A 26,481-nucleotide genomic window follows, 5' to 3' on the forward strand; every position below is an offset into this window, starting at 1 on the left:
CTCTGCCCCGTACTACTGGCCTGATAAGCAAGGTTATAGCGCCACACCTGAGCGACATTCGCAGGATTCGGCCGCGGGCCGGGCACCCCCGGGCGGAATCCCTGGAAAACCGGTCGCCCTCACTCTGCGTAGGTGGCCGGCGGGACGTATCGTGTCCGAAAGAGTGCCGCTCGATGACGCACGGCCCCTTCGCACGCGGACGCGAGGAACACGGCCATGGCCGATGCCAAGGGATTCATGACCACGCCCCGGCTGGAGAGGCCGCGCAGGCCGGTCGAGGAGCGGGTCCGGGACTGGGACGAGGTGTACGTCCCCGGTGCGCTGCTGCCCATCGTCACCCGGCAGGCCGACCGGTGCATGGACTGCGGCATCCCGTTCTGCCACGACGCCTGTCCGCTCGGCAACCTGATCCCCGAGTGGAACGACCTGGTCTCCCGGGACGACTGGCGGGCGGCGGCCGACCGGCTGCACGCGACGAACAACTTCCCCGAGTTCACCGGCCGGTTGTGCCCGGCGCCCTGCGAGGCGGGCTGCGTCCTGGCGATCAACCAGCCGGCGGTCACCATCAAGAACGTCGAGGTCGCGATCGCGGACCGGGTCTGGGAACTCGGCCTCGCACCGCCACGGCCACCGGACCGGCTGTCCGGGCGGACGGTCGCGGTGATCGGGTCGGGGCCCACCGGCCTGGCCGCCGCCCAGCAGCTGACCCGGGCCGGGCACACGGTCGTCGTGTACGAGAGGGACGACCGGCTGGGCGGCCTGATGCGGTACGGCATCCCCGCGTTCAAGATGGAGAAACGGCATCTGGAGCGGCGGCTGGAGCAGATGCGGGCGGAGGGGACCAAGTTCCGTGCGTCGACGGCCGTCGGGCGGGATGTCGGCGCGGCGGAGCTGCGGGCGCGTCATGACGCCCTGGTGATCGCCACCGGAGCGACGGCGTGGCGTGAACTGCCTGTACCGGGGCGGGAGTTGGCCGGCATTCACCAGGCGATGGAGTATCTGCCACTGGCCAACCGGGTGTGCGAGGGCGACCTCGCGTCGTCCCCGATGTCAGCCGCCGGCAAGCATGTCGTGATCGTCGGGGGCGGTGACACGGGGGCGGACTGTCTGGGCACCGCGGTGCGGGAGGGCGCCGCGTCGGTGACGCAGCTGGACATCTACGCCCAGCCGGACGCCGAGCGCGACGAGGACGCCGAGCCCTGGCCGACGTATCCGAAGGTGTACCGGCTCTCGCCCGCCCACGAGGAGGCGCGTGACCTGCGCAGCGCGCCCGCGGCGACCGCGGACGCGCGGCTGTTCGCGGCGTCCACGCTCCGCTTCACCGGGGACGCCGACGGGCGGGTGCGCTCGCTGCACCTGGTCGAGGTGGACGCCGCGCGGCGCCCCGTGCCGGGCACCGGGCGGACGCTCCCCGCCGACCTGGTGCTGCTCGCCCTCGGTTTCTCGGGGCCCGGCCGGGAGGACGGGCTGATCGACCAGTTGGGGCTGCGGACCGACCCGCGGGGCACGCTGGTGCGGGACGCCGGCTTCGCGACCGGCGTGCCGGGGGTGTTCGCGGCGGGCGACGCCGCCCGCGGGCAGTCGCTGATCGTCTGGGCGATCGCGGAGGGACGGGCGGTGGCGGCCGCCGTCGACCGCGGCCTGACGGGGAGTTCCCAGTTGCCGGCGCCGATCGGGCCGTACGACCGTCCGATGGCCGTGTAGGCCGGGCACAGGGCCGATGCCCCGCACCCGGCGCACGGCAGGTCGCTCCCGGGGCGGGTGACCGGGGTTGGTCAGCCCCGCTGGTCGGTGCCGGCGAGCTTGCCCGTGGACAGGGCCACCCGGTTCCAGGTGTTGATGGTGAGGATCAGGGCGAGGACGTGGGCGAGTTCCTGCTCGTCGAACTGGGCCGCGGCCTGGGCGTAGACGTCGTCCGGGAGGCCGCCGTCGGCGATCAGGGTGACAGCGTCGGTGAGGGCGAGGGCCGCCTGTTCCCGCTCGGAGAAGAAGTGCCTGGCCTCGCGCCACACGGCGACCAGGTGCAGCCGGTCCTCGCTCTCGCCGGCCTTGCGGGCGTCGTTGGTGTGCAGGTACAGGCAGTACGCGCAGTGGTTGACGTGCGAGGCGCGGATCTTGATCAGCTCGACGAGGGCCGGGTCGAGGCCCTCCCGGGCGGCGGCGTCGAAGCCGACGAGAGCGCGGAAGACCTTCGGCGCGGACTTCGCGAAGTCGATGCGACCCGTCTCGGTGTGGCCGGTCCCGGCCCCGGTGGAGGGGGCAGCGGTCGGGTTCGCGGGGTTCGCCGTGAGGGTCGTCGCGTTCATCGTGCTCACCGTGCTCGCCTTCGGGTTCGTCGTGGTGTTCGTCGTCATGTCCCTCAATCTACGGGCCGCAAAGACCGGCTGTAGGGTGCATTTCCATGGTGGAATCGTGGGTCAATTCCGCGGAGCGGATCGGCGCCGACCTGCATCTGGAGCTGTCCGGGCCGGGTGGACGGCGCGCCGCGCTCACCCGCGCCCTGCGCGAGGCCGTACGCGGGGGGCGGCTCGCCCCGGGCACCCGGTTGCCGCCGTACCGCTCGCTCGCCGCCGATCTCGGCATCGCCCGCAACACGGTGGCCGACGCGTACGCGGAGCTCGTCGCGGAGGGCTGGCTCACGGCCCGGCAGGGCGCGGGCACGCGGGTCGCCGAGCGCGCCGAACCGCTGCGGCCGAACGCGCGCGTGCCCAAGAAGGCGCCGTTTCGCGCGCGTGGCCCGCGGCACGATCTGCGGACGGGCACGCCGGACGCCTCGGCGTTCCCCCGGTCGGCCTGGCTCGCCTCGTACCGGCGGGCCCTCCAGCAGGCGCCCCACGAGGCGTTCGGGCCGGGGGACCCCGCCGGCCGCCTCGAGCTGAGGGAGGCGCTCACGGAGTACCTCGCGCGCGTGCGAGGCGTTCGCACCCACCCGGCCCGGATCGTGGTCTGCTCCGGCTTCGGGCACGCGTTGCGGCTGCTCTTCGGCCCGAACGGCGCAGCACGGGGCGCGGGTGGAACGGGCGACGGGCGGGGCGGCGGGCGACCGGGCGGGCGCGGCACCGGGGGTGGCGGCGGGAACGCGGTGCTGCGCGGTCCGCTCGCCGTGGAGGCGTACGGGCTCGGCTTCCACCGGGAGTTGCTCGCGGCGGCCGGCGTGCGGACGGTACCGCTCCCCCTGGACGAACACGGGGCGCGCGTCGACCTGCTGGGGCGGGAACGGGCCGTACTGCTCACCCCCGCACACCAGTTCCCCACCGGCGGCCCGCTGCACGCCGAGCGGCGCACCGCCGTGATCGACTGGGCACGCGCGCGGGACGCGGTGGTGCTGGAGGACGACTACGACGGGGAGTTCCGCTACGACCGCAAGCCGGTCGGCGCCATACAGGGCCTCGACCCCGAGCGGGTGATCCACGTCGGCTCGGTCAGCAAGAGCCTGTCACCGGCGCTGCGGCTGGGCTGGATGGTGCTGCCGGAGCGGTACGTCGGCGACGTGCTCGCGGCGAAGGGCGAGCGGGAGGCGTGGGCGAGCGTGCTGGACCAGCGGAGTCTGGCCGACTTCATCGTCCGCGGTTCCTACGACCGCCATGTGCGGCGCATGCGGCAGCGTTACCGGAGCCGCCGGGACCGGCTGGCGGCGGAGCTCGCCGTACACGCGCCGCACGTCGAGGTCACCGGCGTGGCGGCCGGGCTGCACGCCGTGCTGCGGCTGCCGCCGGGCACCGAGCGCGCCACGGTCGAGGCCGCCGCCTGGCGGGGGGTCGCTCTGGACGGACTCGCCGAGTTCCGCCACCCGGCGACGGACATGGCGGTGTCCGACGGCCTGGTGGTGGGGTACGCGGCGCCCTCGGAAGCCGCGTACGGGGCGGCCCTGGACGCGCTGTGCGGAGTGCTGCCGGCGGAGTGAGCGGCACCCCGCGTGCACCGGCCCCGGCGGACGGCCCGGGCCACGGCACGCACGGGCCGCGCCGATCGACCCGGGCACGGACCGGCAGCCCCGGTCGACGCGTGCACGGACCGGCAGCCCCTCCCAGGACAGGGCGGGCAGCCTCGACCACGGCACCGCCGGACAACCCGACGGCTGGCACCGCCGGACAACCCGGCGGCTACGGCTTCCGCCCCACCGCCCCGTACCCGGGAATGACCCCGTCGTCCTGGCCCGGGACCGGCTCACCCAGTTCCGGGTGCCACAGCTGCGGCACCTCGACGCCGGGCTCGACGAGGTCGAGGCCGTCGAAGAAGCGGGCGAACTCCTCGCGGGAGCGCAGGGCGAGGGTGACGCCGGCGGCCTTGAGCTTCGCGGTGGCCGCCTTGGACTCCTCGGGGGTGAAGTCCGCGGTCGCGTGGCTCACCACCAGGTAACTCCCGGAGGGCAGTTCGGACAGCAGCCGGCCGACGAGTGCGTGGGCGCCGTCCTCGTCGGAGACGAAGTGCAGCAGCGCGATGAGCGAGAGCGCGACAGGCCGGCCGAAGTCCAGGACCTTCTTCGCGCCGGCCAGGACGGCCTCCGGGTCGCGCACGTCGGCCTGGAGGTACTCGGTCGTCCCCTGGTCCGTGCCCCGCAGCAGGGCGGCGGCGTGGGCGAGGACGATCGGGTCGTTGTCGCAGTAGACGACGCGGGTGTCGGCCGCGATCTCCTGGGCGATCTGGTGGAGGTTCGGCTCGGTGGGGATGCCCGTGCCGACGTCCAGGAACTGGCGTACGCCGTTCGTGGCGAGCCAGCGCGTGGCGCGGTGCATGAAGGCGCGGTTGACGCGCGCCATCACCGGGACCCTCGGGTCGAGGGTGAGCATCTGCCGGCCCATCGCCTCGTCGACGGGGTAGTTGTCCTTGCCGCCGAGGTACCAGTCGTACATCCGCGCCGGATGCGGTGTGGTCGTGTCCATCTCGGCGGGCCGCTGGGCGTTCATCGGAAACTCCATAAGGTCATGCCATGGAATGTAGTCAACTCAACGCCATAACAATCAAAGTGACAGAACGTCAGAGAAGTGGGGTGGGTGCGGGGGGTTCGGACGAGGTAGGGGTGGGAGTCGTCAGGTCAACAAGGTTCAGGACAACAGGAAGTCGGCCGCACCCGCTTTCGCGCCCTCGATGAAGGCGGTCATCTCGTCGGTGGTGTAGATGAGGGCCGGTCCGTCCGGGTCCGTCGACTGACGGACGGCGATCCGGCCGTCGGCCAGCTTCATCGCCTCCACGCAGTTGCCGCCGTTACCGCCGCTCCACGGCTTGTGCCAGCCTTCGCTGCCAAGTTCCCGCGCGGGCATGCCGTTGTAGACGGGCAAGCGCGGCTTGATGCGATCCATTCACAACTCCTTGCGGAGATCCCGGAGGATCTCCTTCGTGCGATGTGCAGTAGCGGCCTGCGCCGCCATGCGGTCCATGACCTCGAGGTGGGTCGCCACCTCCGAGCGCGCGTCGAGATAGACCGCGCCGGTCAGGTACTCGCTGTAGACCATGTCCGGAAGTTCGGACACGGCGAATCGGAACAGCACGAAGGGTCCGTACGTGCCGGGGTGCGGCCCGTTCTCGAACGGGGCGACCTGCAGCGTCACGTTGGGCAGCTTCGTGGCCTCGAGCAGTCTGTCGATCTGGGCACGCATCACCTCCGGGCCGCCGACGGGGCGGCGCAGCACGGTCTCGTCCATCACGGCCCACAGCCTGGGCGCGTCGCGACGGGTGAGCAGATCCTGCCTTTGCATGCGCAGCGCCACATGGCGCTCGATGTCCTCGGGACTCGTCTGGCCGATGGCGCCGGACTCCAGGACGCCACGCGCGTAGTCCTCGGTCTGCAGCAGTCCGGGGACGAAGTGCGGCTCGTACTCGCGGATCAGGGACGCGGCACCCTCCAGGCTGACGTACATGGAGAACCAGCCGGGGAGGACGTCGTGGAAGCGCTGCCACCAGCCGGGGCGGTTGGCGTCCTCGGCCAGCCGGACGAAGCCCTCCGCCTCGTCGTCGGACACGCCGTACGCCTTGAGGAGCAGCTGGAGATAAGGGATCTTGAGCGCGACCTCGGCCATCTCCATGCGGCGGACCGTGGCGGGGGCGACCCGCAGGATGCGGGCCGCCTCCTCACGCTTGAGCCCGGCGCTCTCCCGCAGGTCCAGCAGGCGCCGGCCGAGAACGACCTGGCCGACCGTCGGCGCGGACCGCGGTTCGCTCACGCTGCACCTCCACAAAGTCCCCGTCGGGACGACCCGGGGCGATCAGGCCGACCGCGAAAGAATCCTGACAGCCCTACGGCGCCATTCGAAGACCTGTTCGAAGATCTGTGTGACTCTTCGCTGATCCCAACTGGCGCCGCTCGTGGTGCTGTTGCGAGCAGTGTGCCACGGCGCTTCACCGCGTCACACAGCACTCTGCATTTTTCAGAGTGACACTTGCCAAGTGTTCACGACGGGGCGATAGTGGCAAGCGTGATTCCGTCCGCGCCCTTAGGAACAGACGCCGCCGCAGGCCGCCCCCCAGGTCTCGGTGCCGCCGCGGGAGCAGCCCCCGACCGGGCCGCTGCCGAGCGCCGGTTCCGTTTCGAGCTGGCCGCCCACCCGGGTTCTCCCGCGCAGGCCAGACGCCTGACGAGGGCCCGGCTGACCGGCTGGTCCCACTGCGATGACACCTGCGACACAGCGGCCCTCGTGGTCTCCGAGCTGGTCACCAACGCGATCGTGCACACCGCGAGCAGCGTCGTCGTCTGCGAGCTGCACGACGACGACGACCTGGTGCGGATAGCCGTGCGGGACCAGGGCTGTGCGCCGGGTGAGCCCCACCCGTACCCGCAGCGCCCCGAGGAGGAACAGGGGAGGGGACTGTTCCTCGTCGACGCCCTGTGCCACGCCTGGGGCGCCCAGGAGCACGGTCCCGGCCTGCTGGTCTGGGCGGAGCTGCCGCGCAAGGCCGACACGCCGCGCGAGGACTCCGGCCCGCGCAACGACCTGGGCTGGGGAGCCCGGCCGAAGCCCGGCCCGGCCGGCGATTCGGACGGCGAGGACGAGGCCCGGCAGCGGCAGGGCCCGCCGGCCGTCGAGATGCACCCGCGGGAACTGGGCCGAGAGTGGGGCGGCGCGTGAGCCGCGGGCACCGCGGCGCCCAGGTGCTGGGCCTGGACACGCTGGTCCGGCTCCGGCGCGGCCTGCACACCCCGGCGGCGGGCACCGCGGGCAGCACACCCCGGCAACTGCCCGTCCCGGACGGCATGACGGCCCCGCTGGGCTGCGACGCGGTGGCGATACCCGCCCGTCTCGGCCCGCTGCTGATACCCCGGCTGCCTCGGGTCGGCTGTGTGTACGCCGACGAGACGCACTGGTGGTGGATCGTTCCGGCGGACTCCGACTACGCCCTGGAGTGGCCGGCGCCGGCGCGGTACGTGACCGGGGCGGTCGTTCCGGACGCCCCGGCCGTGCCGCCTCTCCTCCACAAACCGGACGGGACGCTTCCGTACACCCCGCCGATCCCCCTCTACCTGACTCTGTGCCGCCTGACGGGCACCACACCGGCCTGGTCACGCCCGGTCAGCGCGTGACGGGCGCCGCGCGACCCTGACGCACCTGTCCGGGCGCCCTGCCATACGACACTCACCGCGCCATACGACTGTACGACCCCCGCCGCCGCACCACGGGCGCGCCGACCCACGACACCCACCGCGCCGCCCGCGCCGTACGACCTCCGCCGCCGCAGGCCGCCCTACGCCCGCGTGAGCCGGCCGCCCCTCTCCCCCACGCGCTCACGTGCACCCCACCCGCCCCACCGCCCCGCCCGGGCGCGCGCCCGCGTGCTCCCGTCTCTTCGGCACGCGCTCTGCCCCGCGGCGGCCGGATCCCGCGATAGTGGCCGTTCGTCAACGATCGGGGAGGTCGGCGGTGGCGAAGAGGCACGCCGGGGGCGAGGACGAAGACGGAGGCGAGGCCGGGACGGCGGCCGGGATCTCCGAGTCGGAGCGGCTGCTCTTCGGAGGCCCGCTGCGCTACGACACGGGCTGGAACTCACACGCGGACGCCTTCCTCGAACTGAGCTTCCGGGCCATGGTGACCCGGCTGCCCGCCCTGCTGACGTCCAGCTTCCGGCTGGCCTGGCAGGCCGACCGGGGGGCCGCGCGGACCGTGCTGGCCGCCGAGGCGGGCCGGGGCGCGGCCCAGGCGGTGAGTCTGCTGGCGGTCAACGACGTGCTCGGCCGGCTGATCGCGGGCGGTGCCATCGGGGCCCGGCTGCGCGGGGCGGTCCCCGCGCTGGTCACGATGGCCGCCGTGATGCTGGTCGGCGCGCTGCTGCGGGCCGCGTCGACCTACGCCGCCGGACGGCTGGAACCCAAGGTGGAGCGAGTGGCCACCGAGCTGTATCTGGAACGGGCCGCGGCCGTCGAACTGGCCGCGATCGAGGACCACGCCTTCCACAAGCTGCTCGACACCGCGCAGTACGGCGCCTCCTCCGCCCGCCGCATGATCGGGTGCGCCACCCGGGTGATGAACGCGGCGATCTCCCTGGTCGCCGCCGCGGGCGTGCTGACCGTCCTCCACCCGGCGCTGCTTCCGTTCCTGGCCACGATGACCCTGCCGAGCGGCTGGAGCGCGCTGACCATCGCCCGCCGCCGCTACGAGTCCTTCCACGCCTGGGTGCAGCACGCGCGCGCGGGACGGCTGCTCGGAGCGCTGCTCATCCAGCCGGAGGCGGCCCCGGAGATCCGCGTCCACGGTGTGGGCCCGTTCCTGCTGCGCCACTTCCGCGCGATGGCCGAGACGGCGGAGGCCGAGCAGACCCGGCTGGCCCGGCTCGCCGCCCGAACCGGACTGATCGCGGCGACCTGGACGGGCCTGGCGACGGCGGCGACCTACCTGACACTGGGCGGGCTGCTGGTGACGGGCGCGATGGCGCTGTCGGTGGCCGGTACGGCCGTGATCGCCATCCGTACGGGTTCGCAGAGCCTGGACACGCTGGTCGTGGAGGTCAACGCGCTGCACGAGGAGGCGCTGTTCGTGGGCGATCTGCAACGGCTGTACGTCGAGGCCGCCGAACGGGCGATCCCGGTCGGCGGCACCGCGCTGCCGGAGGAGCCGTGCGTGATCCGGTTCGAGCACGTCACCTTCAGCTATCCGGGTGACGCGACCCGCCCCGCACTCGACGACGTGACGCTCGACCTGCCGCTCGGCCGGATCGTCGCGCTGGTCGGGGAGAACGGCTCGGGCAAGACCACGCTGGTGAAACTGCTGGCGGGCCTGTACGCGCCCGACAGCGGCCGCATCCTGTGGGACGACGTGGACGCGGCGACCGCCGACCGGCGGAGGCTCGCCGAGCGGGTCGCGATGGTGGCCCAGGACTTCAAGCGGTGGCCGTTCACGGCCCGCGTCAACGTGGCGGTCGGCCGCTCGTCCGCGCTGCTCACCGACGAGCGGGTGGCCGACGCGGTCGCGGAGGCGGGCGCCGAGGAGGTGCTCGCGGATCTGCCGCGCGGCCTGGACACCCTCCTCGCCCGCGACTTCAGCGGCGGGCACGAGCTGTCGGGCGGTCAGTGGCAGCGGCTCGGCATCGCCCGGGCCGCGTACCGGCGCGGCCGCATCCTGATCGTGGACGAGCCCACGGCGGCCCTGGACGCCCGGGCCGAGCTGGAGGTGTTCGAGAAGATCCGCGCCCTGGCGGGCAGCGGACAGACGGTCATCCTCATCACGCACCGGCTGGCGTCGGTGCGCCACGCGGATCTGGTGCACGTCCTGGAGCAGGGCCGGCTGGTGGAGTCCGGGACGCCCGACGAGCTGCTCGCCACCGGCGGCGTCTACGCGGAGCTGTACTCACTCCAGGCGGACCAGTTCACGACGAAGGTGCCCGCCCCGAAGGCGGGCTGACTTCCGTGGGCACACGCCGGGCGCTCACGCGGAGGCGTCGGCCGCCTCCCCGCTGCGGACGATCACGAGGAACATGTCCGTCGCCAGATCCATGACGACCTCGGCGGACAGGCCCTCCAGACGTCGAGACTGCGCGAACTCCTCCGCCGGCCACGAACCTCGCGGTCCGCCGGCGGGGAACCGCTCAAGCACCGTTCGCCCGTTCACCCTGCACCTCCATGTAGCGCTGCACTTGATGAACTAAACGCCAACCATGCGGTGAACGCCTCGGGAAGTGACGGTACTGAGACGTAGTTGACACTCGTTCACCGCAGAGTGTGAGGGAGATCTCCACTTTTGGGCGACGGACATTACCTTCCGTATCACTCTTCGTACTCGTCGTGATATACGATTCGCCCCCTTCCCGCAGGCACCCCGAGCGCCGACGCCCGGCCCTCCGGCCGCCCCCACTCCTCCTGCCGCCCCAGCGCGGTGAGGTCCAGGAACGTCGCGGTCGGACCCAGTCCGTCGAGTCCGCGCTCATACGTCGAGTACGCGTGGAAGACCCGGTCCCGGTCACGCAGGAAGCAGCTGACGCCGGCCCGCTCGACCAGCTCCCCGTCCCGCTCCAGGGTCACCTCGAAGTCACGGTTGAAGTCATTGCCGCACGAGGAGTACCAGGGCAGCGTCCAGCCCATCCGCGCCTTGAACGGCAGGATCCTCGTGTACGGCGCCCGGGAGACCACGGCGAACGACGTGCCACGCGCCCACAGATGGGCCAGATGCCCCACTTGGTCCAGGAATGCGGCGCACTTTCGGCACCCGGTCGTCCACTCCGGCGCGAACATGAAGTGGTGGACGACCAGTTGGTCCCGCCCCTCGAAGAGGTCGGCCAGCGTGGCCTTCCCGTCGCCCCCCTCGAACACGTACGCCTCGTCGATCTCGACCATGGGCAGCTCGCGCCGCTCGGCGTTGAGGGCGTCCCGCGCGCGGGTGGCCGCCTTCTCGTTGAGCAGCAGTTGTTCGCGCGCGGTGCGCCACCGCGCGCGAGACGATCTCCGGAAGCGACATGGGCCCTCCTGTGCAACGGTCCGTTCGCGGTGGTGACCGTCCGGAGCGGCAGAACTCATCGCCCGAGCCGGAACTTCCTCCGCTCGGTGAGCCACGGCCCGGGCCGCGTTCAGACGCTGAGGGGGATGTCCGGCTCCCGCAGTCCCACCCGCTCGCGGTGTCCGGCGAGTTCACCCAGGAGGGCGGTGAGACGTCCGGTGTGTTCGGGGGTGAGTCGACCCGTGTCGTCGAGGTGCACGGCGCAGGCGGTGGTGGTGTCGACAAGTCGTTCGAGGACGGCGGCGATGTCGTCCGCGCCCTCGGCGTGCCGGGCCAGGGCGGGGAGTTCGGCGGCGGTGAGCGAGATGGCGGTACGGGCCTCGGCGAGCGTGCGGTACGCCTCGCGTCGCAGTGTCCAGCGAACCTCGCGCTCCTCCTGTCCCCGGGCGGCCGGGCCGGAGGACTCCCGCAGGACGTGTTCCAGGTATGCCTGCGCCGCGATCCCCGCCGCGGCCAGCCGGGCGCGCACCCTGCCACCCCGCTGTCCGGGCATCGGCAGATGTCCCACGATCAGCACGATCGCGCAGGCCAGCAGGGTCTCGCCGATCCGGCTCACCGACGCCTGCGGCTCCCCGCCGACCATCACCAGGGCGAGGACGAGGACGGTGACAACGGCGGTCTGCGCGGCGAAGTGCCGGGTGGCGACGGGCATGAGGGCGCCGCTGACCGCGACGAGCGCGATCAGCCCCTCGGGCCGCGGGAGCACGGCGGCGAACCCGGCGAACAGGACCGCCCCCAGCACGGTCCCCGCGGCCCGGCACAGGACGCGCGAGGCGAGCGGACCTAGGTCGGGCTTGACGAGGAAGACGGCGGTGGCGGGCAGCCAGTACCAGTGTTCGTGCTGCCCGTACCAGCGGGCGTGGTGCAGGGCCTGCGCCACGGCCGCGCCGGCCCCGAAGCACAGGGCGACCCGCAGCCCGTATTCGCGGCCGCCGGCCCCGAAGAGCGCGCGCGGCAACGTCCCGGCCGTACGCCTGCGGGTGTGCAGGTCGCTGCCCCTGGCGTGGTCGAAGGACTCGGCGGCGTTCAGCAGCGCGTCGTCGAGGGCGCGCAGGGCGGGCGCGGAGCGGTGGGGGGCGGGCAGCGGTCCGGTGTGGGTGCTGCCGCGGACCGCGGCGGCCAGTCGGCGCGGCCCCTCGGACGCCCGGCCGGCGACCGCCTCCCCGGCCCAGGCGAGCGCGGTCGCGGCCTCGGCGAGCGGCAGCGCGGCGGCGTACCGCGCGTGCAGCCGCCGTTCGGCCGCGGAGCTGGCGTACCGCCGCAGCCGGGGCCCGGCGAGGGCGTCCTGGGCGTGGTCGAGCGCTGCGGTGAGCGCGGCACGGCGCGTGGGCGCGGCGGGTGACCCGGCGGCGTCGAGGAGGTCCGCGACGGCGTCGTAGACGGCGGCCACCGCGTCCCGCTCACCGTCGAACCGGTAGTCGCCGCCGGCCATGGCCTTCGGTGTGGGCAGCAGCAGCCGCAGCGCGAGCAGCCAGCCGGCACCGGCGAGGAAGGCCAGGGCGCGCAGCCAGCCGGGCTCCGGCGACGGCATCCCGGCCCCGATGGCGGAGGCCACGAGCAGCTGCGTACCGGCCCCGGAGGCGACGGCCGAGACCGCGCTGAGGCTCCCCCCGACGAGCCCGACGAGGGTGAACAGCGCGGTCAGTGTGACGGCCCCGGCATGGTCACCGGCGTACGTCCCGGTGAGCAGTCCGCCCGCCCCCGCGAGCGCGGGCACGCCGAGCCGCCGGACGGAGGCGCGCCGGCTGCCGGGCCGGTCGTTGATCCCGGCGAGCATGGCGGCGATCGCGGCGACCACCCCGAGCGAGGTCCGGCCGGCGACCACGGCGACGAGCAGCAGGGGTCCGGCGGCCAGCGCCCCCCGCACCACCGCGCTCCACGGCACCGGCCCCCGCTGGGCGCGGAGGGTGTGGGCGAGCCAGGGCGGGAGGGTCGGAGCGGGGCGCGACACGGGACTCCTGTCGTCTCGACGAGGGCGGAGATGAGCCTTCGGGCGACGGCGGCCGGGCTGCGGACTGTGCTCTCCACGGTAGATCGCGTTCCCCGGGAAGAGGGGGCTGTTGCGTTTCGGCGAGGTGACGGTTGCCGGGAAGACCGCGTTCTTTATGAACGCAACCCCGGATGCCGGGCCGGGGACCGCGGATATTCGGATGCGGTTCGCCGCGCGGGCCCCGGATGATCGGCGGGTCGCCCGGTGTCCAGGTCAGGAGCCCCAGTGATCCAGCGTTCCGCCGTCCTCCTCCGTCTTCCGGCCCGTTCGGCGGTCCCGGCGCCGGCTGTCGTCGTCGCGGAGGTGGCCGCGTGAGGGGGCCGGCGGCGGTCGTGCTGCGCCGGGCCGGTGCCGCCGACGCAGCCGGCGCGGCCGACGTGTGGCTGCGGTCGTTCCGGGCGGCGCTGCCCACGGTGGTCAGGCCCCGGTCCGACGACGAGGTGCGGGCCCACATCCGGGATGTGGTGGTGCCCTCGCGGGAGACGTGGGTGGCCGAGGCGGTGGACGGGGACGGGATCGTCGGGCTGATGGTGCTCGACGGCGACCTGCTGTCCCAGCTGTACCTCGCCCCCGAGTGGCGGGGGCGGGGCATCGGAGACCGGTTCGTCGCGCTGGCCAAGGAACGCAGTCCGCGGGGGCTGCGCCTTTGGACCTTCCAGGTCAACAAGCCCGCCCACCGCTTCTACGAGCGGCACGGCTTCGTCGCCGCCGAGCGGACCGACGGCAGCACCAACGAGGAACGGGAGCCGGATGTGCGCTACGTCTGGCAGCCGTAGAGCGGGTGTCGTACCTGCCTGAGGGGTGCGGGCGTCACGGTGGCGGGGGCCGGGTCCAGGTCCGTTTCTTCGGGAGCGGTTTGGCCAGGCTGCCCGCCCTGCTCGTCGTCAGACCCAGCCCGACCAGGGACTCCGCCAGTTTGACCGCCGCGGCGACCCCGTCGACGACCGGGAGCCCGAGCTTCTCCCCCACCGTCCGCTGCAGGCCCGTCATACCGGCGCAGCCCAGCACCAGTACCTCGGCCCCGGCCCGCCGCCTGCGCCGGCTCACCCGGCAGAACGAGGAGTGGCCCCAACTCCTCGACGAACACCGGGAGCTGTACGAGGCGATCGCCTCCGGCGACCCGGAACGCGCCCGTGCCCACGCCCTCAGCCACGTGCAGGCCAACTACCGCTCGACCGTGCGGCACCTGTTCGGGGCGGGGGAAGGGGAAGGAGAAGGGGGCGGGGCCGGAGAAGAGGCCGGAGGCGAAGCCGGTTAGCCGTCCTGTCCGCGGCGGGCGTACCTGTCCGTCGCCGCCACCAGCGCCTCGGCCACATCGGGTGCCCCCGCGTTGTGACCGACCTCGTCGACCACGACCAACTCGCTGCCCGGCCAGGCGTGATGGAGCCGCCAGACGGTGCCGAGGAGATTGCCGAAGTCGAGGGCGCCCTGCACGAGGGTGCCGGGGATGTCCTTCAGCGACGGCGCGTCGCGCAGCACGACCCCGACGCCGTCGTCCTCGCTCTCGCCCAGGAAGTGGTCGTTGCCCCAGTAGTGCGTGACGGTCCGGGCGAAGCCCATCCGGAACACCGGGTCCTCGTAGCGGGCGACGGACCGGGGCGGTGCGGCCGCCATGGCCGTCTCCCAGTCGGTCCAGGCCCGCGCGGCCCGCTCGCGCACCTCGGGCTCGGGCGACTCCAGCAGCCGGTTGTAGGCGGCCGCGAGGTTTCCGTCCCGCTCCCCCTCGGGCAGTTCGCCGACGAACCGCTCGAACGCCTCCGGGAAGATCTGGCCCAGTCCCCTGGTCAGCAGGGCCACTTCGGCGTTCGAGCCGGTCGTGATCCCGGTGAGGACCAGCTCCGTCACCACTCCGGGATGTGTCTGCGCGTACCGCAGTCCCAGCACCGACCCCCAGGACACGCCCCACACCAGCCACCGTTCGATGCCCAGGTGCCGCCGCAGCGACTCCAGGTCGGCGATGAGGTGAGCGGTGGTGTTGACGCTCATGTCGGTGTCGTACGCGCTCGCCGGCGGCGTCGAACGCCCGGCCCCCCGCTGGTCGAGCAGCACGATCCGGTACGCGGCCGGGTCGAACAGGCGGGGGAAGTACGCGTTGGCCCCCGATCCCGGCCCTCCGTGCAGCACGACCGCGGGCTTGCCGCGCGGATTGCCGCAGATCTCCCAGTACACGTGGTTGCCGTCACCGACGTCGAGCATGCCGTGGTCATGCGGTGCGATCTCCGGATACAAGGTCATCGGGGCACCGTAACGTCCCTACGACGGCCCGGTCGCCCCGGTTTCCGGCCCCTCCAGCCTCTCCAGCCCCGCCGCCTGCGCCGCCGTCCGCAGCACGTCCCGCAGCATCGCGGGCGTGAGCTTGCCGGTGAAGGTGTTGCGCTGGCTGACGTGGAAGCAGCCGAAGAGGTCGAGTCCGCCGAGCGGGACGCGGGCGCCGTGGGCGAACGGCGGCCTCGGGCGGGGCACGGTCCAGCCCGCCTGGGCGAACGCGGGCAGCGCGGCCTGCCAGCCGAAGGCACCGAGCACGACCACCGCCCGCAGGCTCGGCCACAGCAGCTCCAGCTCCCGAACGAGCCAGGGCCGACAGGTGTCCCGCTCCCCGGGGGTGGGCTTGTTTGCGGGCGGGGCGCAGTGCACGGGCGAGGTGACCCGCACGCCGTACAGTTCCAGGCCGTCGCCCGCACGGACCGACGTCGGTTGCGAGGCGAGCCCGAGGTCGTACAGCGCCTGGTACAGCACGTCGCCGGAACGGTCACCGGTGAACATACGGCCCGTGCGGTTGCCGCCGTGGGCGGCGGGCGCGAGGCCGACGATCAGCAGCCGGGCGTCCGCCGGACCGAAGCCCGGAACCGGTCTGCCCCAGTACGTCTCGTCGGCGAAGGCGGCCCGCCTGGTCCGCGCGACCTCCTCACGCCACTCCACGAGCCGGGGGCAGGCGGTGCAACCGCTGATCCGCGCGTCCAGGTCCTCCAGGCTGTGCATGGGTCCACCGTAAAGCCGTACTCCACCTGCCCGGCCGGGCTCCTCCCCCGCACCGGCCCCCGAAAAATCCGGCCGGTCCTCGCCGCTCCGGGGACTACAGTCGGCGGCATGGTTTCTGAGCACCCGGACCACGACCGCGACGGGGTCGACGGCAGCGCCACGGCCGCCGGCGGACCCCGGAGCCGGCAGAGCCCGCACAGCTCGCAGAGCGACGGACCCGACGGGGACGCCGTTGCCGGCAACGACGGTCCCGAGGATCGGGCGACCGCCGCGTCCGACGGCCCCGAGGGCGTGGACGCCAAGACAGCCGCCGAGGCGGCCGGTCCGCAGCACGGCGAGAGCGTGCGCATCGACAGCTGGATCTGGTCGGTCCGGCTGGTCAAGACCCGCTCCATGGGCGCCACCGCCTGCCGGGGCGGTCATGTGCGGGTGAACGGCGAACGGGTCAAGCCCGCCCACTCCCTGCGCGTCGGCGACGAGGTGCGGGTCCGGCAGGAGGGCTGGGAACGGGTCGTCGTCGTCAAGCGTCTGATCCGCAAGCGGGTCGGCGCCCCGGTGGCCGCTCAGTGCTACGTCGACAACAGTCCCCCGCCCCCGCCGCGCGAGGCGGTGGCCCCGGCCGGCATCCGCGACCGAGGAACGGGCCGGCCGACCAAGCGGGACCGCCGCGACATGGAACGCCTGCGCGGGCAGAGCGGACCGCCAGGGGCGACGGGAGGTCCCGGCGCGACGGGAGGCCAAGGAACGCGGGGCGGTCCGGCGCCGAGGGGCGGTCCGGGCACACCGGGCTCCTTCGGCTCGCCCGGTGCGCCCGGCGGCCGACCCAGGCGCGGAGGCCGCTGAGCATGGCCGGCGCCCCCCAAGCCACGGAGACCGCCGAGCCTCACCGACGCCCGCCCCGGACACGGAGACCCCCGAGCCCTGGCCGCGCCCTGCCGCTCACCCCGCTCCCCGTCGATGTCACCCGTCACCCCTGTCGGCGTACCAGGCGCAGCAGGTCCGTGTTGTGTCCTCGGCGGGCCCAGGCGATCAGGGCGAGCGGCACGATCAGGATGAGCGGGGTCGCCGCGTTCTCCCCGTCGAAGACGGTGAGCTGGACGACGAACGCGCCCACCATCAGCGCACTCAGCGCCACCGCGGCCACCGACTGGAGCACCGGGACCAACAGGGCGATCGCTCCGGCCAGTTCGAGTGCGCCGATGGTGTACATGCCCGCGCTGCCCCAGCCCATCCTGTCGAAGGACTCGGCGGCCGAGGGATGTGCGATCAGTTTGGGCAGCGCGCTGGCGAACGCGTAGAAGAGGGCGAGCAGCACCTGGAGTGCTCGCAGGGCGACGCGGGCTCCGCGGGCGCGGGGGGTCGCGGACCCGGCGACGACCGTGCCGGCGGAGGTGGGGGTGGAGGTGACGGGAACGGTGGTCTCGGACATGAGGGTCTCCTTGTGAAGCGGTCCGTGGTGCTGCCACAGAGGTAGACCGGCCCTCACCGCCGAAATCATCGCCGCCCGCAGCGCCCGCGCGCACTTTCTCCCCTCAGTCCCCCGCCCGGTCGCCGGCGGGTGCGGCGAGTGCGCGCACCCATGTCCCGTCCGGCGTCAGGTACTTGTCCACTCTCAGGCCGGCCTCCGCCAGCGCGGCCTCGAACTGCTCCCGCGTCAGCGGCCGTACGCGGAAGGTCTGTGTCCAGGTGGCGTCCGGGAAGACGTACTCCGCGAAGACCGAGTTGACCCCCTCGGCGACCGGCTGGGACGACACGATGCGCACGGTGTGGCCGGCGGGGTCGACGCGCTCGCGCGGCACGTTCGTGTGGTAGTCCGCGCCCTCACGCTGGATCAGCACCTGCCCGCCGTCCGCGAGGTGGCGTGCGCAGGTCCGCAGCAGCGCCCGCCGCACCTCCAGGTCCGCGGTGTGCACGAGGAACGAGGCGAGCAGCACCACGGCGAACGTCTCGCCCAGGTCGAGGTCCTCGATCGGCGAACGCACCGTACGGGCGCCGCGGACGCGCTCCAGCATCTCGGCGGACTCGTCCACCGCCGTGACGGTGAACCCGCGCTCCAGCAACGGACGGGTCATACGGCCCACCCCGCAGCCCAGCTCCAGAATGCTCGCCCCCGGCGGGACGGCCGCCGCGATGATGTCCGGCTCCACTCCGACGGACAGCCGTGAGTACAGCTCGACCGCGCAGCCGTCCGGTGTGATGGCCCCCGGGCCCGTGCCCTGATGTCCCGCTCGCGTTTTCAGTCCCATGACCGCACAACGGACCGCGTCCGCACAGCCGTTCCCACCCCCACCTCGTTCACCCGTACGAGGGATGCCGGCCCTTCGCTCACAGCGGGAACCAGCCATGCCCGATGTACCAGTGGCCGCCGGCCCGCAGATGGTCCCCGACGGCCCGTTCCAGGGAGGTGCGCCGGGGCAGGTCCGCCACCGGCAGCTCCGGGTCGCCGAAGACGTACTGCACGGGTTCGGTGTCCACGGGTTACGGGTCCTCGCGGAGCACACGGAACCGCTCCTGGAAGCGGACGATGTTGGAGCGCGCCGGCAGGTACTCCCGCAGCTGCGGGTCGAGCAGCCACGAGTGGCACACGACGGCCTGGTGGCGCTCCTCCGGGTAGTGCAGGGCGAAGAACTCCCGGGCCCGCGCCAGGGAGCGGTCACAGGCGGCCGGGGACAGCGGGCCCAGGAAGTCGGGGATGTGCACGCTCAGGCACGGCCCGCCCTCCTCGGTGTCCAGCCCGGCGGCCGTGAGGACCTCGGCGGTGTGCCGGCCGGCCCGGGAGCGTTCGAACTGCAGCCGCCCCAGCTGGTACAGCTCGCCGCGGAAGTGGTGGGTCAGCCACCGCGGGGCCTGTACGCCGCCCCGCCCGTGCCGCCTGCGGTGCACGGCGATGTTCCGGCCCAGGTCGGCGAGGGTGCGGCGGGAGACCTCGGCGGGGATGCCGTGCTCCCGGTGGTGGGCGCGGGTGTGCGGCAGCGCCGCGACGAACACGTACACCGGGAAGAAGCGCTGGAGCGGGCCCGCCGGCCAGTCGAGCTCGGGCAGGTCGGACCTGCCGTGGACCTCACCCGTCCCGGCGACGAGCTCGGCGACGGAGTGTGCGAGGAAGCTCCGCAGCTCGGGGTCGTCGCGGACGCGTCGGCTCATGCGGACCAGATCGTCGATGTCCTCGTGCGGTACTCCGAGGTCGAGCAGGGCCTCGGCCAGTTCGTCGGCATCCGGCAGCACGCGGTGATCCCCTCTTCGGCCGGCCTGGGTGACGCTTGGAGAACGTCCGGAGCGAAGAGTACGTTGCAAGGAGAGGAGCGATGATCGGTATGCGTACGGGAAGTGAGCCGAGGACGGCGCGCAGCGCGTTGCGGGCGCGGTTCTGGCTGAGCCTGTGGGGCCTGGTCTGGACACTCTTCGGCACGGTCGCCTTCGCCCTCGTCGGGCGCCCCTGGTGGGCCCTCGCGTGCGGGCTGCTGTGGCTGGTCGTGACCGTGGACATGGCCGTGATCCTCCGGCACATCCGCCAGGGCCCGCACTACCAGCCCGGCCCGGACATCCCGCCGTACCAGCCGGCGGACGGCCGCCGCCCGGCGCGCCGACCGCCCGAGCGCCCCGGCCCCTGAGCGGCGCGGCCCCGCGCCAGACCCGTGCGCCGGCTCACGAGTCGAAGCGGGCCGCCTTCAGGTACTCCGGGTTCGGGTCCAGCGCGGCCGCGAGGCGGAAGTGGCGCACGGCAAGCTCCGGCCGGCCCTGACGCTCGTAGGTCCGGGCGAGGGCGAAGTGCGCGAAGGCGTTGTCCGGTTCCCGCTCCAGGACGATGGTGAACTCCAGCTCGGCGGGCCGCAGTTGCGCGCCCGCGAAGAAGGCACGCGCGCGCAGCAGGCGGGCCGCGGTGTTCTCGGGGTGCGCGGCGATGACCTGGTCGAGCAGCTTCACCGCGCCCCGCGGGTCCCGTGCGGCGAGCAGTTGCTCGGCGGCACGGAAGTCGATGACATGCGTTTCCGGAGTACGTCCGGTCGATCCGCTGGTCTCGGGCACGGCACAGTCCTTCCCTCTCCGGGTGTGTTCAACGCCCGGTCGCGCGACCGCTATTCCTCGGTCGGGCCGGGCGGGTCGTGGCGGGTGCGGGCTCGGCGTACGAGATCGGCCCATACGTCCGTCACGCGCCGCTCCAGCTCCGCCAGCGGTACGTCGTTGTCGATCACGATGTCGGCGATCTCCCGGCGCTGCTCGCGGGTCGCCTGGGCAGCCATGCGGGCGCGTGCGTCCTGCTCGGTCATCCCGCGCAGTCGCACCAGCCGGTCGAGCCGGGTCTCGGTGCCGGCGTCCACGACGATCACGACGTCGTAGAGCGGTGCCAGGCTGTTCTCGGTGAGGAGCGGCACGTCGTGGACGACGACCGCGTCGGGGGCGGCGGCCGATTCGAGGGCGCGGGAGCGGGCACCGACGAGGGGGTGCACGATCGCGTTCAGGACGGCGAGTCTCTCCGGGTCGGCGAAGACGATCGCTCCCAGGCCGGGCCGGTCGAGGCTGCCGTCGACGGCGAGCACCTCCGGTCCGAAGGCCTCGACGACCGCGGCCAGCCCGCCCGTTCCCGGTGCGACGACCTCGCGCGCGATGCGGTCCGCGTCGATCAGCACGGCTCCGTGCTCGACGAGCAGCCGCGACACCTCGCTCTTGCCGGCGCCGATCCCGCCGGTCAGGCCCACCTTCAGCATGAGCGGAAGCCTAGGCCCTGTGCCGCGCGGGTCAGTTGTCGCCCTCGCGTTCCGCCAGGAAACGCTCGAACTCGAGGCCGATCTCGTCGGCCGACGGGATGTCAGCGGGTTCGGCGAGCATGTTGCCCCGGGTGTCGGCGCCGGCGGCTGCGTCGTACTGGTGCTCCAGGCCCTGGACCAGGGCGACGAGTTCCTCGTCCCCCTCCTGGACCTGCCGGTCGATCTCCGTCTGGGTGCGGTGGGCGTCCGTGCGCAGGGCGTGCGCGATGCCGGGCAGGACCAGGCCGGTCGCCGCGGTGATGGACTCCAGCACCGTCAGGGCCGCGTCCGGGTACGGGGAGCGGGCGATGTAGTGCGGTACGTGCGCGGCGACACCGAGGACGTCGTGTCCGGCCTCCATGAGGCGGTACTCGACCAGCGACTCGGCACTGCCGGGGACCTGCGCCTCGTCGAAGGGGCTGCGGTGGCCGGGGACCAGGTCGGTGCGGTTGCCGTGCGGGGTGAGGCCCACGGGGCGGGTGTGCGGGACGCCCATGGGGATGCCGTGGAAGTTGACCGACAGGCGTACGCCGAGCCGCTCCACGATCTGCTGGACGGCCACGGCGAAACGCTCCCACTCGACGTCCGGTTCGGGTCCGGACAGCAGCAGGAAGGGCGCGCCGGTGGCGTCCTGGACGAGCCGCACGTCGAGGGTGGGCTCCTCGTACTCGGTCCAGCGGTCGCGCTTGAAGGTCAGCAGCGGACGGCGGGCCCGGTAGTCCACGAGCCGGTCGTGGTCGAAACGCGCCACGACCTGGTGGGGCAGCGAGTCGAGCAGACGGTCGACGATCTGGTCGCCGGTCTCGCCCGCGTCGATGTATCCGTCGAAGTGGTAGAGCATGACAAGACCGGCCGACTCCTGCGCCAGCGCCATGTCGACGACGGCCAGGCCCTTCGGCTCCCATGCGTACAAACCCTGCGGATCAAGCACAGTGACCGCTCCTCCTCGTGTTCGTACTGCACAACGCGGTGCGGGGCGGGAGCATTCCCGCTCACGCCTCTGATCAGGCTCCTCTCACGGGCTTTTCCCGCACGGCGACACCGCGGGACGGGACACGCACCCGGTCCCCCTCTCCGGTCATGGACGACCGGGGCAGCCTCCCAACGGATCGTCACGGCCCGCCGGTTACCCGTGTATCCAGTACGTTTCCGCCGCGCAGCACGCCCCACGCACCGGGCGCGCCCCGACGGTCGGCCCGCGGGCGACCGGGGGCCAGAGGCCGGAGGCCGGGAGCCGGAGGCCGGCGGCCGGCCGGGTCGCCCCGGACACGACCGAGGGACCGCACCTCGAAAGGTGCGGTCCCTCAGTTACCTACCGGGCCTCAGTGGGCCTGCGATCAGCTCTGGCCGCCGGCCAGCTTCTCGCGCAGCGCGGCAAGCGCCTCGTCCGAGGCCAGCGCGCCGGACGTGTCCGCACCCTCGGAGGAGTACGAGCCACCGCCGCCGCCACCGCCGGACGCGGCCGGAGCCGCACCCGCCGCGTCGCCGCCCTCGGCAGCGGCCTTCTCGTCCGCTTCGCGGGACTTGATGACCTGCGCCTGGTGCTGCTCGAAGCGCGTCTGCGCCTCGGCGTACTGGGTCTCCCACACCTCACGCTGGGACTCGTAGCCCTCGAGCCAGTCGTTGGTCTCGGGGTCGAAGCCCTCGGGGTAGATGTAGTTGCCCTGGTCGTCGTACGACGCGGCCATGCCGTACAGCGTCGGGTCGAACTCGACCGAGGCCGGGTCCCCACCGAAGGCCTCGTTGGCCTGCTTCAGCGAGAGGCTGATGCGACGGCGCTCGAGGTCGATGTCGATGACCTTGACGAAGATCTCGTCGTTGACCTGGACGACCTGCTCCGGGATCTCCACGTGGCGCTCGGCCAGCTCGGAGATGTGCACCAGACCCTCGATGCCCTCGTCCACGCGGACGAACGCACCGAACGGAACCAGCTTCGTGACCTTGCCGGGCACGACCTGGCCGATCTGGTGGGTGCGGGCGAACTGCTGCCACGGGTCTTCCTGCGTCGCCTTCAGCGACAGGGAGACACGCTCGCGGTCCATGTCCACGTCGAGGACCTCGACGGTGACTTCCTGGCCGACCTCGACAACCTCGGACGGGTGGTCGATGTGCTTCCAGGAGAGCTCCGAGACGTGCACGAGGCCGTCGACGCCACCCAGGTCCACGAAGGCACCGAAGTTGACGATCGAGGAGACGACGCCGGAACGGACCTGACCCTTCTGCAGGGTGGTGAGGAACGTCTGGCGGACCTCGGACTGCGTCTGCTCCAGCCAGGCACGGCGGGACAGGACCACGTTGTTGCGGTTCTTGTCCAGCTCGATGATCTTGGCCTCGAGCTCCTTGCCCACGTAGGGCTGGAGGTCGCGGACACGGCGCATCTCGACGAGGGAGGCCGGCAGGAAGCCACGGAGGCCGATGTCAAGGATGAGACCACCCTTGACCACCTCGATGACGGTGCCGGTGACGATGCCGTCCTCTTCCTTGATCTTCTCGATGGTGCCCCAGGCGCGCTCGTACTGGGCGCGCTTCTTCGAGAGGATCAGGCGGCCTTCCTTGTCCTCCTTCTGGAGAACAAGGGCTTCGATCTCGTCGCCGACCTTGACGACCTCGTTGGGGTCGACGTCGTGCTTGATCGAGAGCTCGCGGCTCGGGATGACACCTTCGGTCTTGTAACCGATGTCGAGCAGGACCTCGTCCCGGTCGACCTTCACGATGACGCCGTCGACGATGTCGCCGTCGTTGAAGTACTTGATCGTCTCGTCGATCGCGGCGAGGAAGGCTTCCTCGTTACCGATGTCGTTGACCGCTACCTGCGGCGTGGTAGAGGTGGTCTCGGTGCTGCTCGTCATGTGGGAAAGGGCTCCGGTACGGACAGAGAGTCGTAGGTACTGCTACGCCGGGAGCCCGTGTCGCTCTGAAGAAGCCGGACAGCCAAGGAAGCGCCTCACCAGGAACTGGTGATGGCGCCTCGACAACCGAGGGGACATGCAACAGATGCGAGCGCAGCCTGCTACGTCTGAGGTGCGCAGGCCCGCAGCGCAACTTGTAGCATACGGGGGCAGCCGGACAGGGTCAATGCGCGAAGGCGCACACCCGGGGCGGATCGCCGCATACCCGGCACAAAACCTGTCTCACGAGGCCACGAGGGCCCGATGGTGTCCCATTCGTGACGCCGTCGCGGGACGGGTTGAACGGAAGAGTACGACGAGGGAGCCGATCATCCAAGAGTCCGAAGCCTTCGAACCCGAAGCGACCCGGCGGGACGCGGGCGTCACGGAAAGCTCCCGGGCCAACCGGGGCTGGTGGGACCGCAACGCGGACGACTACCAGGTCGAACACGGCACCTTCCTCGGCGACGACCGGTTCGTCTGGGGCCCCGAGGGCCTGGACGAGGTGGAGGCCGAACTGCTCGGCCCGGCGGACGAGCTGGCCGGCCGGGACGTCCTGGAGATCGGTGCCGGCGCGGCCCAGTGCTCGCGCTGGCTCGCGGCCCACGGCGCGCGCCCGGTCGCCCTGGACCTCTCCCACCGCCAGCTCCAGCACGCGCTGCGCATAGGCGCCTCCTTCCCCCTGGTGTGCGCCGACGCGGGCGCGCTGCCCTTCGCGGACGGCTCCTTCGACCTGGCGTGCTCGGCGTACGGGGCGATGCCGTTCGTCGCGGACCCGGTGCTGGTGCTGCGCGAGGTGCGGCGGGTGCTGCGGCCGGGCGGCCGTTTCGTCTTCTCCGTCACGCACCCGATCCGCTGGGCGTTCCCCGACGAGCCGGGACCCGAGGGGCTGACGGTGTCCAGCTCCTACTTCGACCGCACGCCCTACGTGGAGCAGGACGAGGACGGTCGCGCGGTGTACGTCGAGCACCACCGCACGATCGGCGACCGCGTCCGGGACGTCGTCGCGGCGGACCTGCGACTGGTGGACCTGGTCGAGCCGCGGTGGCCGGCCTGGAACACCTCGGAGTGGGGCGGCTGGTCGCCGCTGCGCGGGAACCTGATCCCGGGGTCGGCGATCTTCGTGTGCGTACGGGACTGAGCGCGTGATCCGTCACGACGCCCTCGCGGCGCTGCCCGTCCGCGGTGCCCTGCCCGCGCTGGGCGGCGCCCTGGCGGACCACGGCACCGCCGTCCTGGTGGCGCCGCCGGGCACCGGGAAGACGACGCTGGTGCCGCTGGCGCTGGCCGGGCTGCTCGGTGACGGGCCCGCGCGCCGGGTGGTGGTGGCTGAGCCGCGGCGCATCGCGGCCCGGGCGGCGGCACGGCGGATGGCCTGGCTGCTGGGCGAGAGGGCCGGTGACAGTGTGGGCCACACCGTGCGCGGGGAGCGGGTGGTGGGGCCGCGCACGCGCGTGGAGGTCGTCACGACCGGTGTGCTGCTGCAGCGCCTCCAGCGGGACCAGGAACTCGCGGGCGTCGACGCGGTGGTGCTGGACGAGTGCCACGAGCGGCATCTGGACGCGGACACGGCGGCGGCGTTCCTGTGGGACGTGCGCGAGACGCTGCGGCCGGACCTGCGGCTGGTGGCCGCGTCGGCGACCACCGACGCGCAGGGCTGGGCGCGACTGCTGGGCGGCGCGCCGGTCGTCGAGGCGCGGGGGGCGTCGTACGACGTCGAGGTGGTGTGGGCGCCGCCGCCGCGTCCCGTACGGCCGCCGCACGGCATGCGGGTCGACCCGGCGCTGCTGACGCACGTCGCGTCGGTGGTGCGGCGGGCGCTGGCCGAGCACGCGGGGGACGTGCTGTGTTTCCTGCCGGGCGTCGGTGAGATCGCGCGGGTCGCCGGGCAGCTCGGGGGTCTCGGTGCCGTGGATGTGCTCCAGGTGCACGGGCGGGCTCCGGCGGCCGTGCAGGACGCGGTGCTGGCCCCGGCCGAGCGGCGGCGGGTGGTTCTGGCGACCTCGGTGGCCGAGTCCTCACTGACGGTGCCGGGGGTACGGCTCGTCGTGGACTCGGGGCTGGCGCGGGAGCCGCGGGTCGATCACGCGCGCGGGCTCAGCGCGCTGGCGACGGTGCGCGCCTCCCAGGCGGCGGGCCGGCAGCGGGCCGGGCGTGCCGGACGTGAGGCGCCGGGCGTGGTGTACCGGTGCTGGGCGGAGGCGGAGGACGCGCGTCTGCCGCGTTTCCCCTCCCCCGAGATCAAGGTGGCCGATCTGACGGCGTTCGCCCTGCAGACGGCCTGCTGGGGTGATCCGGAGGCGTCCGGTCTCGCCCTGCTGGACCCGCCGCCGGCCGGGGCGATGGCGGCGGCGCGCGACGTGCTGTCGGCGATCGGGGCGGTCGACTCCGCGGGCCGGGCCACCGCGCGCGGCGTGCGACTGGCCCGGCTGGGCCTGCATCCCCGGCTGGGTCGGGCACTGCTGGACTCGGCGCCCCTGGTCGGCGCGGACCGGGCCGCCGAGGTCGTCGCGCTGCTCAGCGAGGAGGCGCCGCGGGAGTACGGCGACGACCTGGCGGCCGCCCTGCGGACCGCCCGCCGCGGCGGCGACGCCTACGCGGGACGCTGGCGGACGGAGGTGCGCCGCCTGCGCGGCCTGGCACCTGAGCCGGTGACGGGAGGGAGCGCGAGCACCGGGGGCACCGGCAGCACCGGCAGCACCGGCAGCACCGGCAGCACCGGGGAGCGTGCCGCTGGGAGAGACCGAAATGCCGACGCCCCCGCGAACCGTTACTCCCGCGCCACCGCCCCTGCGAACCATGACGCCCGCGCGGCGGGCGGTCCCGCCGCCGGTGGCGCCCAGGACGGCGCCGGCACCGCGAGCCGTAACACCCGCGCAGCCACCGACCCCGCGAACCGCAACGCCCGCGCCGCGAGCGGCGCCCGGGACGCGACCGCCCCCGCGGCCGGCCCTGCCGCGGCT

The 26,481-nt window shown here is 73.1% G+C and carries 24 protein-coding genes and 4 pseudogenes; 11 read left to right on the forward strand and 17 right to left on the reverse strand.

Features of this window, described 5'->3' with window-relative positions:
* Positions 1 to 216: 216 nt before the first annotated feature.
* Entirely contained in the window at positions 217 to 1,704 is a 1,488-nt protein-coding gene (locus ABZT03_RS35895) for a glutamate synthase subunit beta (protein WP_356047227.1), read from the forward strand.
* A gap of 71 nt (positions 1,705 to 1,775) precedes the next feature.
* Here the strand turns inward: ABZT03_RS35895 and ABZT03_RS35900 are convergent, their stop codons facing one another.
* Entirely contained in the window at positions 1,776 to 2,354 is a 579-nt protein-coding gene (locus tag ABZT03_RS35900; RefSeq protein ID WP_356047229.1) for a carboxymuconolactone decarboxylase family protein, read from the reverse strand.
* 47 nt (positions 2,355 to 2,401) lie between these two features.
* On the opposite strand from ABZT03_RS35900, the gene ABZT03_RS35905 reads away from it, so the two are divergent.
* Positions 2,402 to 3,904, forward strand: a complete 1,503-nt coding sequence (locus ABZT03_RS35905) for a PLP-dependent aminotransferase family protein (RefSeq protein ID WP_356047231.1) — start codon at positions 2,402 to 2,404, stop codon at positions 3,902 to 3,904.
* Positions 3,905 to 4,103: 199 nt separating this feature from the next.
* On the opposite strand, the gene ABZT03_RS35910 is transcribed toward ABZT03_RS35905, so the two are convergent.
* The 3 genes from ABZT03_RS35910 to ABZT03_RS35920 form a co-directional block, all read right to left on the reverse strand.
* A complete protein-coding gene (locus tag ABZT03_RS35910) occupies positions 4,104 to 4,907 on the reverse strand; it encodes an SAM-dependent methyltransferase (RefSeq protein WP_356047233.1) in 804 nt (267 codons plus the stop codon).
* Positions 4,908 to 5,045: 138 nt separating this feature from the next.
* Positions 5,046 to 5,300 (reverse strand): DUF397 domain-containing protein, encoded by a 255-nt coding sequence (locus ABZT03_RS35915; protein ID WP_356047235.1) that lies wholly within the window; start codon positions 5,298 to 5,300, stop codon positions 5,046 to 5,048.
* The gene (locus ABZT03_RS35920; RefSeq protein WP_356047237.1) at positions 5,301 to 6,161 is read right to left on the reverse strand and encodes a helix-turn-helix transcriptional regulator; all 861 of its coding nucleotides are present in this window, start codon (positions 6,159 to 6,161) and stop codon (positions 5,301 to 5,303) included.
* Positions 6,162 to 6,404: 243 nt separating this feature from the next.
* Between ABZT03_RS35920 and ABZT03_RS35925 the strand changes: the two genes are divergently transcribed.
* From ABZT03_RS35925 to ABZT03_RS35935, 3 genes are all read left to right on the forward strand, one after another.
* The gene (locus ABZT03_RS35925) at positions 6,405 to 7,064 is read left to right on the forward strand and encodes an ATP-binding protein (protein WP_356047239.1); all 660 of its coding nucleotides are present in this window, start codon (positions 6,405 to 6,407) and stop codon (positions 7,062 to 7,064) included.
* Complete coding sequence (locus ABZT03_RS35930; protein ID WP_356047241.1) at positions 7,061 to 7,516, forward strand: hypothetical protein; 456 nt, start codon at positions 7,061 to 7,063, stop codon at positions 7,514 to 7,516. Before ABZT03_RS35925 ends, ABZT03_RS35930 begins: the two co-directional genes overlap by 4 nt.
* Positions 7,517 to 8,015: 499 nt before the next feature.
* Entirely contained in the window at positions 8,016 to 9,827 is a 1,812-nt protein-coding gene (locus ABZT03_RS35935) for an ABC transporter ATP-binding protein (protein WP_356047274.1), read from the forward strand.
* 24 nt (positions 9,828 to 9,851) lie between these two features.
* Here the strand turns inward: ABZT03_RS35935 and ABZT03_RS35940 are convergent, their stop codons facing one another.
* The 3 genes and pseudogenes from ABZT03_RS35940 to ABZT03_RS35950 all read right to left on the reverse strand — a co-directional run bounded on the left by ABZT03_RS35940 (position 9,852) and on the right by ABZT03_RS35950 (position 12,867).
* On the reverse strand, positions 9,852 to 10,034 hold the full coding sequence (locus ABZT03_RS35940; RefSeq protein WP_356047243.1) for a hypothetical protein: 183 nt from the start codon (positions 10,032 to 10,034) through the stop codon (positions 9,852 to 9,854).
* A gap of 155 nt (positions 10,035 to 10,189) precedes the next feature.
* Positions 10,190 to 10,877, reverse strand: a pseudogene (locus ABZT03_RS35945) (DUF899 domain-containing protein).
* Between the two features lie 109 nt (positions 10,878 to 10,986).
* A complete protein-coding gene (locus tag ABZT03_RS35950) occupies positions 10,987 to 12,867 on the reverse strand; it encodes an FUSC family protein (protein ID WP_356047245.1) in 1,881 nt (626 codons plus the stop codon).
* 350 nt (positions 12,868 to 13,217) lie between these two features.
* Here ABZT03_RS35950 and ABZT03_RS35955 point away from each other — a divergent pair, with 350 nt between their 5' ends.
* Positions 13,218 to 13,682, forward strand: coding sequence for a GNAT family N-acetyltransferase (locus tag ABZT03_RS35955; protein WP_356047247.1), 465 nt, complete (start codon positions 13,218 to 13,220; stop codon positions 13,680 to 13,682).
* Between the two features lie 34 nt (positions 13,683 to 13,716).
* Here ABZT03_RS35955 and ABZT03_RS35960 read toward each other — a convergent pair.
* Positions 13,717 to 13,932: pseudogene (locus tag ABZT03_RS35960) on the reverse strand (aspartate/glutamate racemase family protein); the annotation flags it as partial.
* Positions 13,933 to 13,936: 4 nt separating this feature from the next.
* On the opposite strand from ABZT03_RS35960, the pseudogene ABZT03_RS35965 reads away from it, so the two are divergent.
* A pseudogene (locus tag ABZT03_RS35965) lies at positions 13,937 to 14,164 on the forward strand (FCD domain-containing protein); the annotation flags it as partial.
* Here ABZT03_RS35965 and pip read toward each other — a convergent pair.
* Positions 14,161 to 15,141 (reverse strand): prolyl aminopeptidase, encoded by a 981-nt coding sequence (gene pip / locus ABZT03_RS35970; RefSeq protein WP_356047249.1) that lies wholly within the window; start codon positions 15,139 to 15,141, stop codon positions 14,161 to 14,163. The pseudogene ABZT03_RS35965 and the gene pip sit on opposite strands and share 4 nt — an antisense overlap.
* An 18-nt stretch (positions 15,142 to 15,159) precedes the next feature.
* Positions 15,160 to 15,885, reverse strand: a complete 726-nt coding sequence (locus tag ABZT03_RS35975) for a uracil-DNA glycosylase (RefSeq protein ID WP_356047251.1) — start codon at positions 15,883 to 15,885, stop codon at positions 15,160 to 15,162.
* Positions 15,886 to 15,993: 108 nt separating this feature from the next.
* Between ABZT03_RS35975 and ABZT03_RS35980 the strand changes: the two genes are divergently transcribed.
* The gene (locus ABZT03_RS35980; protein ID WP_356047254.1) at positions 15,994 to 16,728 is read left to right on the forward strand and encodes an RNA-binding S4 domain-containing protein; all 735 of its coding nucleotides are present in this window, start codon (positions 15,994 to 15,996) and stop codon (positions 16,726 to 16,728) included.
* Between the two features lie 124 nt (positions 16,729 to 16,852).
* On the opposite strand, the gene ABZT03_RS35985 is transcribed toward ABZT03_RS35980, so the two are convergent.
* From ABZT03_RS35985 to ABZT03_RS35995, 3 genes and pseudogenes are all read right to left on the reverse strand, one after another.
* Complete coding sequence (locus ABZT03_RS35985) at positions 16,853 to 17,314, reverse strand: DoxX family protein (protein WP_356047256.1); 462 nt, start codon at positions 17,312 to 17,314, stop codon at positions 16,853 to 16,855.
* A gap of 103 nt (positions 17,315 to 17,417) precedes the next feature.
* Positions 17,418 to 18,131, reverse strand: a complete 714-nt coding sequence (locus tag ABZT03_RS35990) for a class I SAM-dependent methyltransferase (RefSeq protein ID WP_356047258.1) — start codon at positions 18,129 to 18,131, stop codon at positions 17,418 to 17,420.
* Between the two features lie 79 nt (positions 18,132 to 18,210).
* Positions 18,211 to 19,110 (reverse strand): annotated as a pseudogene (locus tag ABZT03_RS35995) (acyltransferase domain-containing protein).
* Between the two features lie 80 nt (positions 19,111 to 19,190).
* Here ABZT03_RS35995 and ABZT03_RS36000 point away from each other — a divergent pair.
* Positions 19,191 to 19,496, forward strand: a complete 306-nt coding sequence (locus ABZT03_RS36000; protein ID WP_356047260.1) for a DUF6343 family protein — start codon at positions 19,191 to 19,193, stop codon at positions 19,494 to 19,496.
* A 34-nt stretch (positions 19,497 to 19,530) separates the two neighbouring features.
* Here the strand turns inward: ABZT03_RS36000 and ABZT03_RS36005 are convergent, their stop codons facing one another.
* The 4 genes from ABZT03_RS36005 to rpsA form a co-directional block, all read right to left on the reverse strand.
* Entirely contained in the window at positions 19,531 to 19,911 is a 381-nt protein-coding gene (locus ABZT03_RS36005) for a tetratricopeptide repeat protein (RefSeq protein WP_356047262.1), read from the reverse strand.
* A 50-nt stretch (positions 19,912 to 19,961) separates the two neighbouring features.
* On the reverse strand, positions 19,962 to 20,591 hold the full coding sequence (coaE, locus tag ABZT03_RS36010; RefSeq protein ID WP_356047264.1) for a dephospho-CoA kinase: 630 nt from the start codon (positions 20,589 to 20,591) through the stop codon (positions 19,962 to 19,964).
* Between the two features lie 31 nt (positions 20,592 to 20,622).
* Positions 20,623 to 21,561 (reverse strand): PAC2 family protein, encoded by a 939-nt coding sequence (locus ABZT03_RS36015; protein ID WP_356047266.1) that lies wholly within the window; start codon positions 21,559 to 21,561, stop codon positions 20,623 to 20,625.
* A gap of 406 nt (positions 21,562 to 21,967) precedes the next feature.
* Positions 21,968 to 23,479 carry a 30S ribosomal protein S1 gene (gene rpsA, locus ABZT03_RS36020; RefSeq protein WP_356047268.1) on the reverse strand — a complete coding sequence of 504 codons (1,512 nt, stop codon included), beginning with the start codon at positions 23,477 to 23,479 and terminating at the stop codon, positions 21,968 to 21,970.
* A 226-nt stretch (positions 23,480 to 23,705) separates the two neighbouring features.
* Here rpsA and ABZT03_RS36025 point away from each other — a divergent pair, with 226 nt between their 5' ends.
* Both ABZT03_RS36025 and ABZT03_RS36030 read left to right on the forward strand, forming a co-directional pair.
* On the forward strand, positions 23,706 to 24,659 hold the full coding sequence (locus ABZT03_RS36025; protein WP_356047270.1) for a class I SAM-dependent methyltransferase: 954 nt from the start codon (positions 23,706 to 23,708) through the stop codon (positions 24,657 to 24,659).
* 4 nt (positions 24,660 to 24,663) lie between these two features.
* The coding region (locus ABZT03_RS36030; protein ID WP_356047272.1) for a helicase-related protein at positions 24,664 to 26,481 on the forward strand (1,818 nt) is incomplete at its 3' end.

This window comes from Streptomyces sp. NPDC005574, from assembly GCF_040605435.1.
GTDB lineage: Bacteria > Actinomycetota > Actinomycetes > Streptomycetales > Streptomycetaceae > Streptomyces.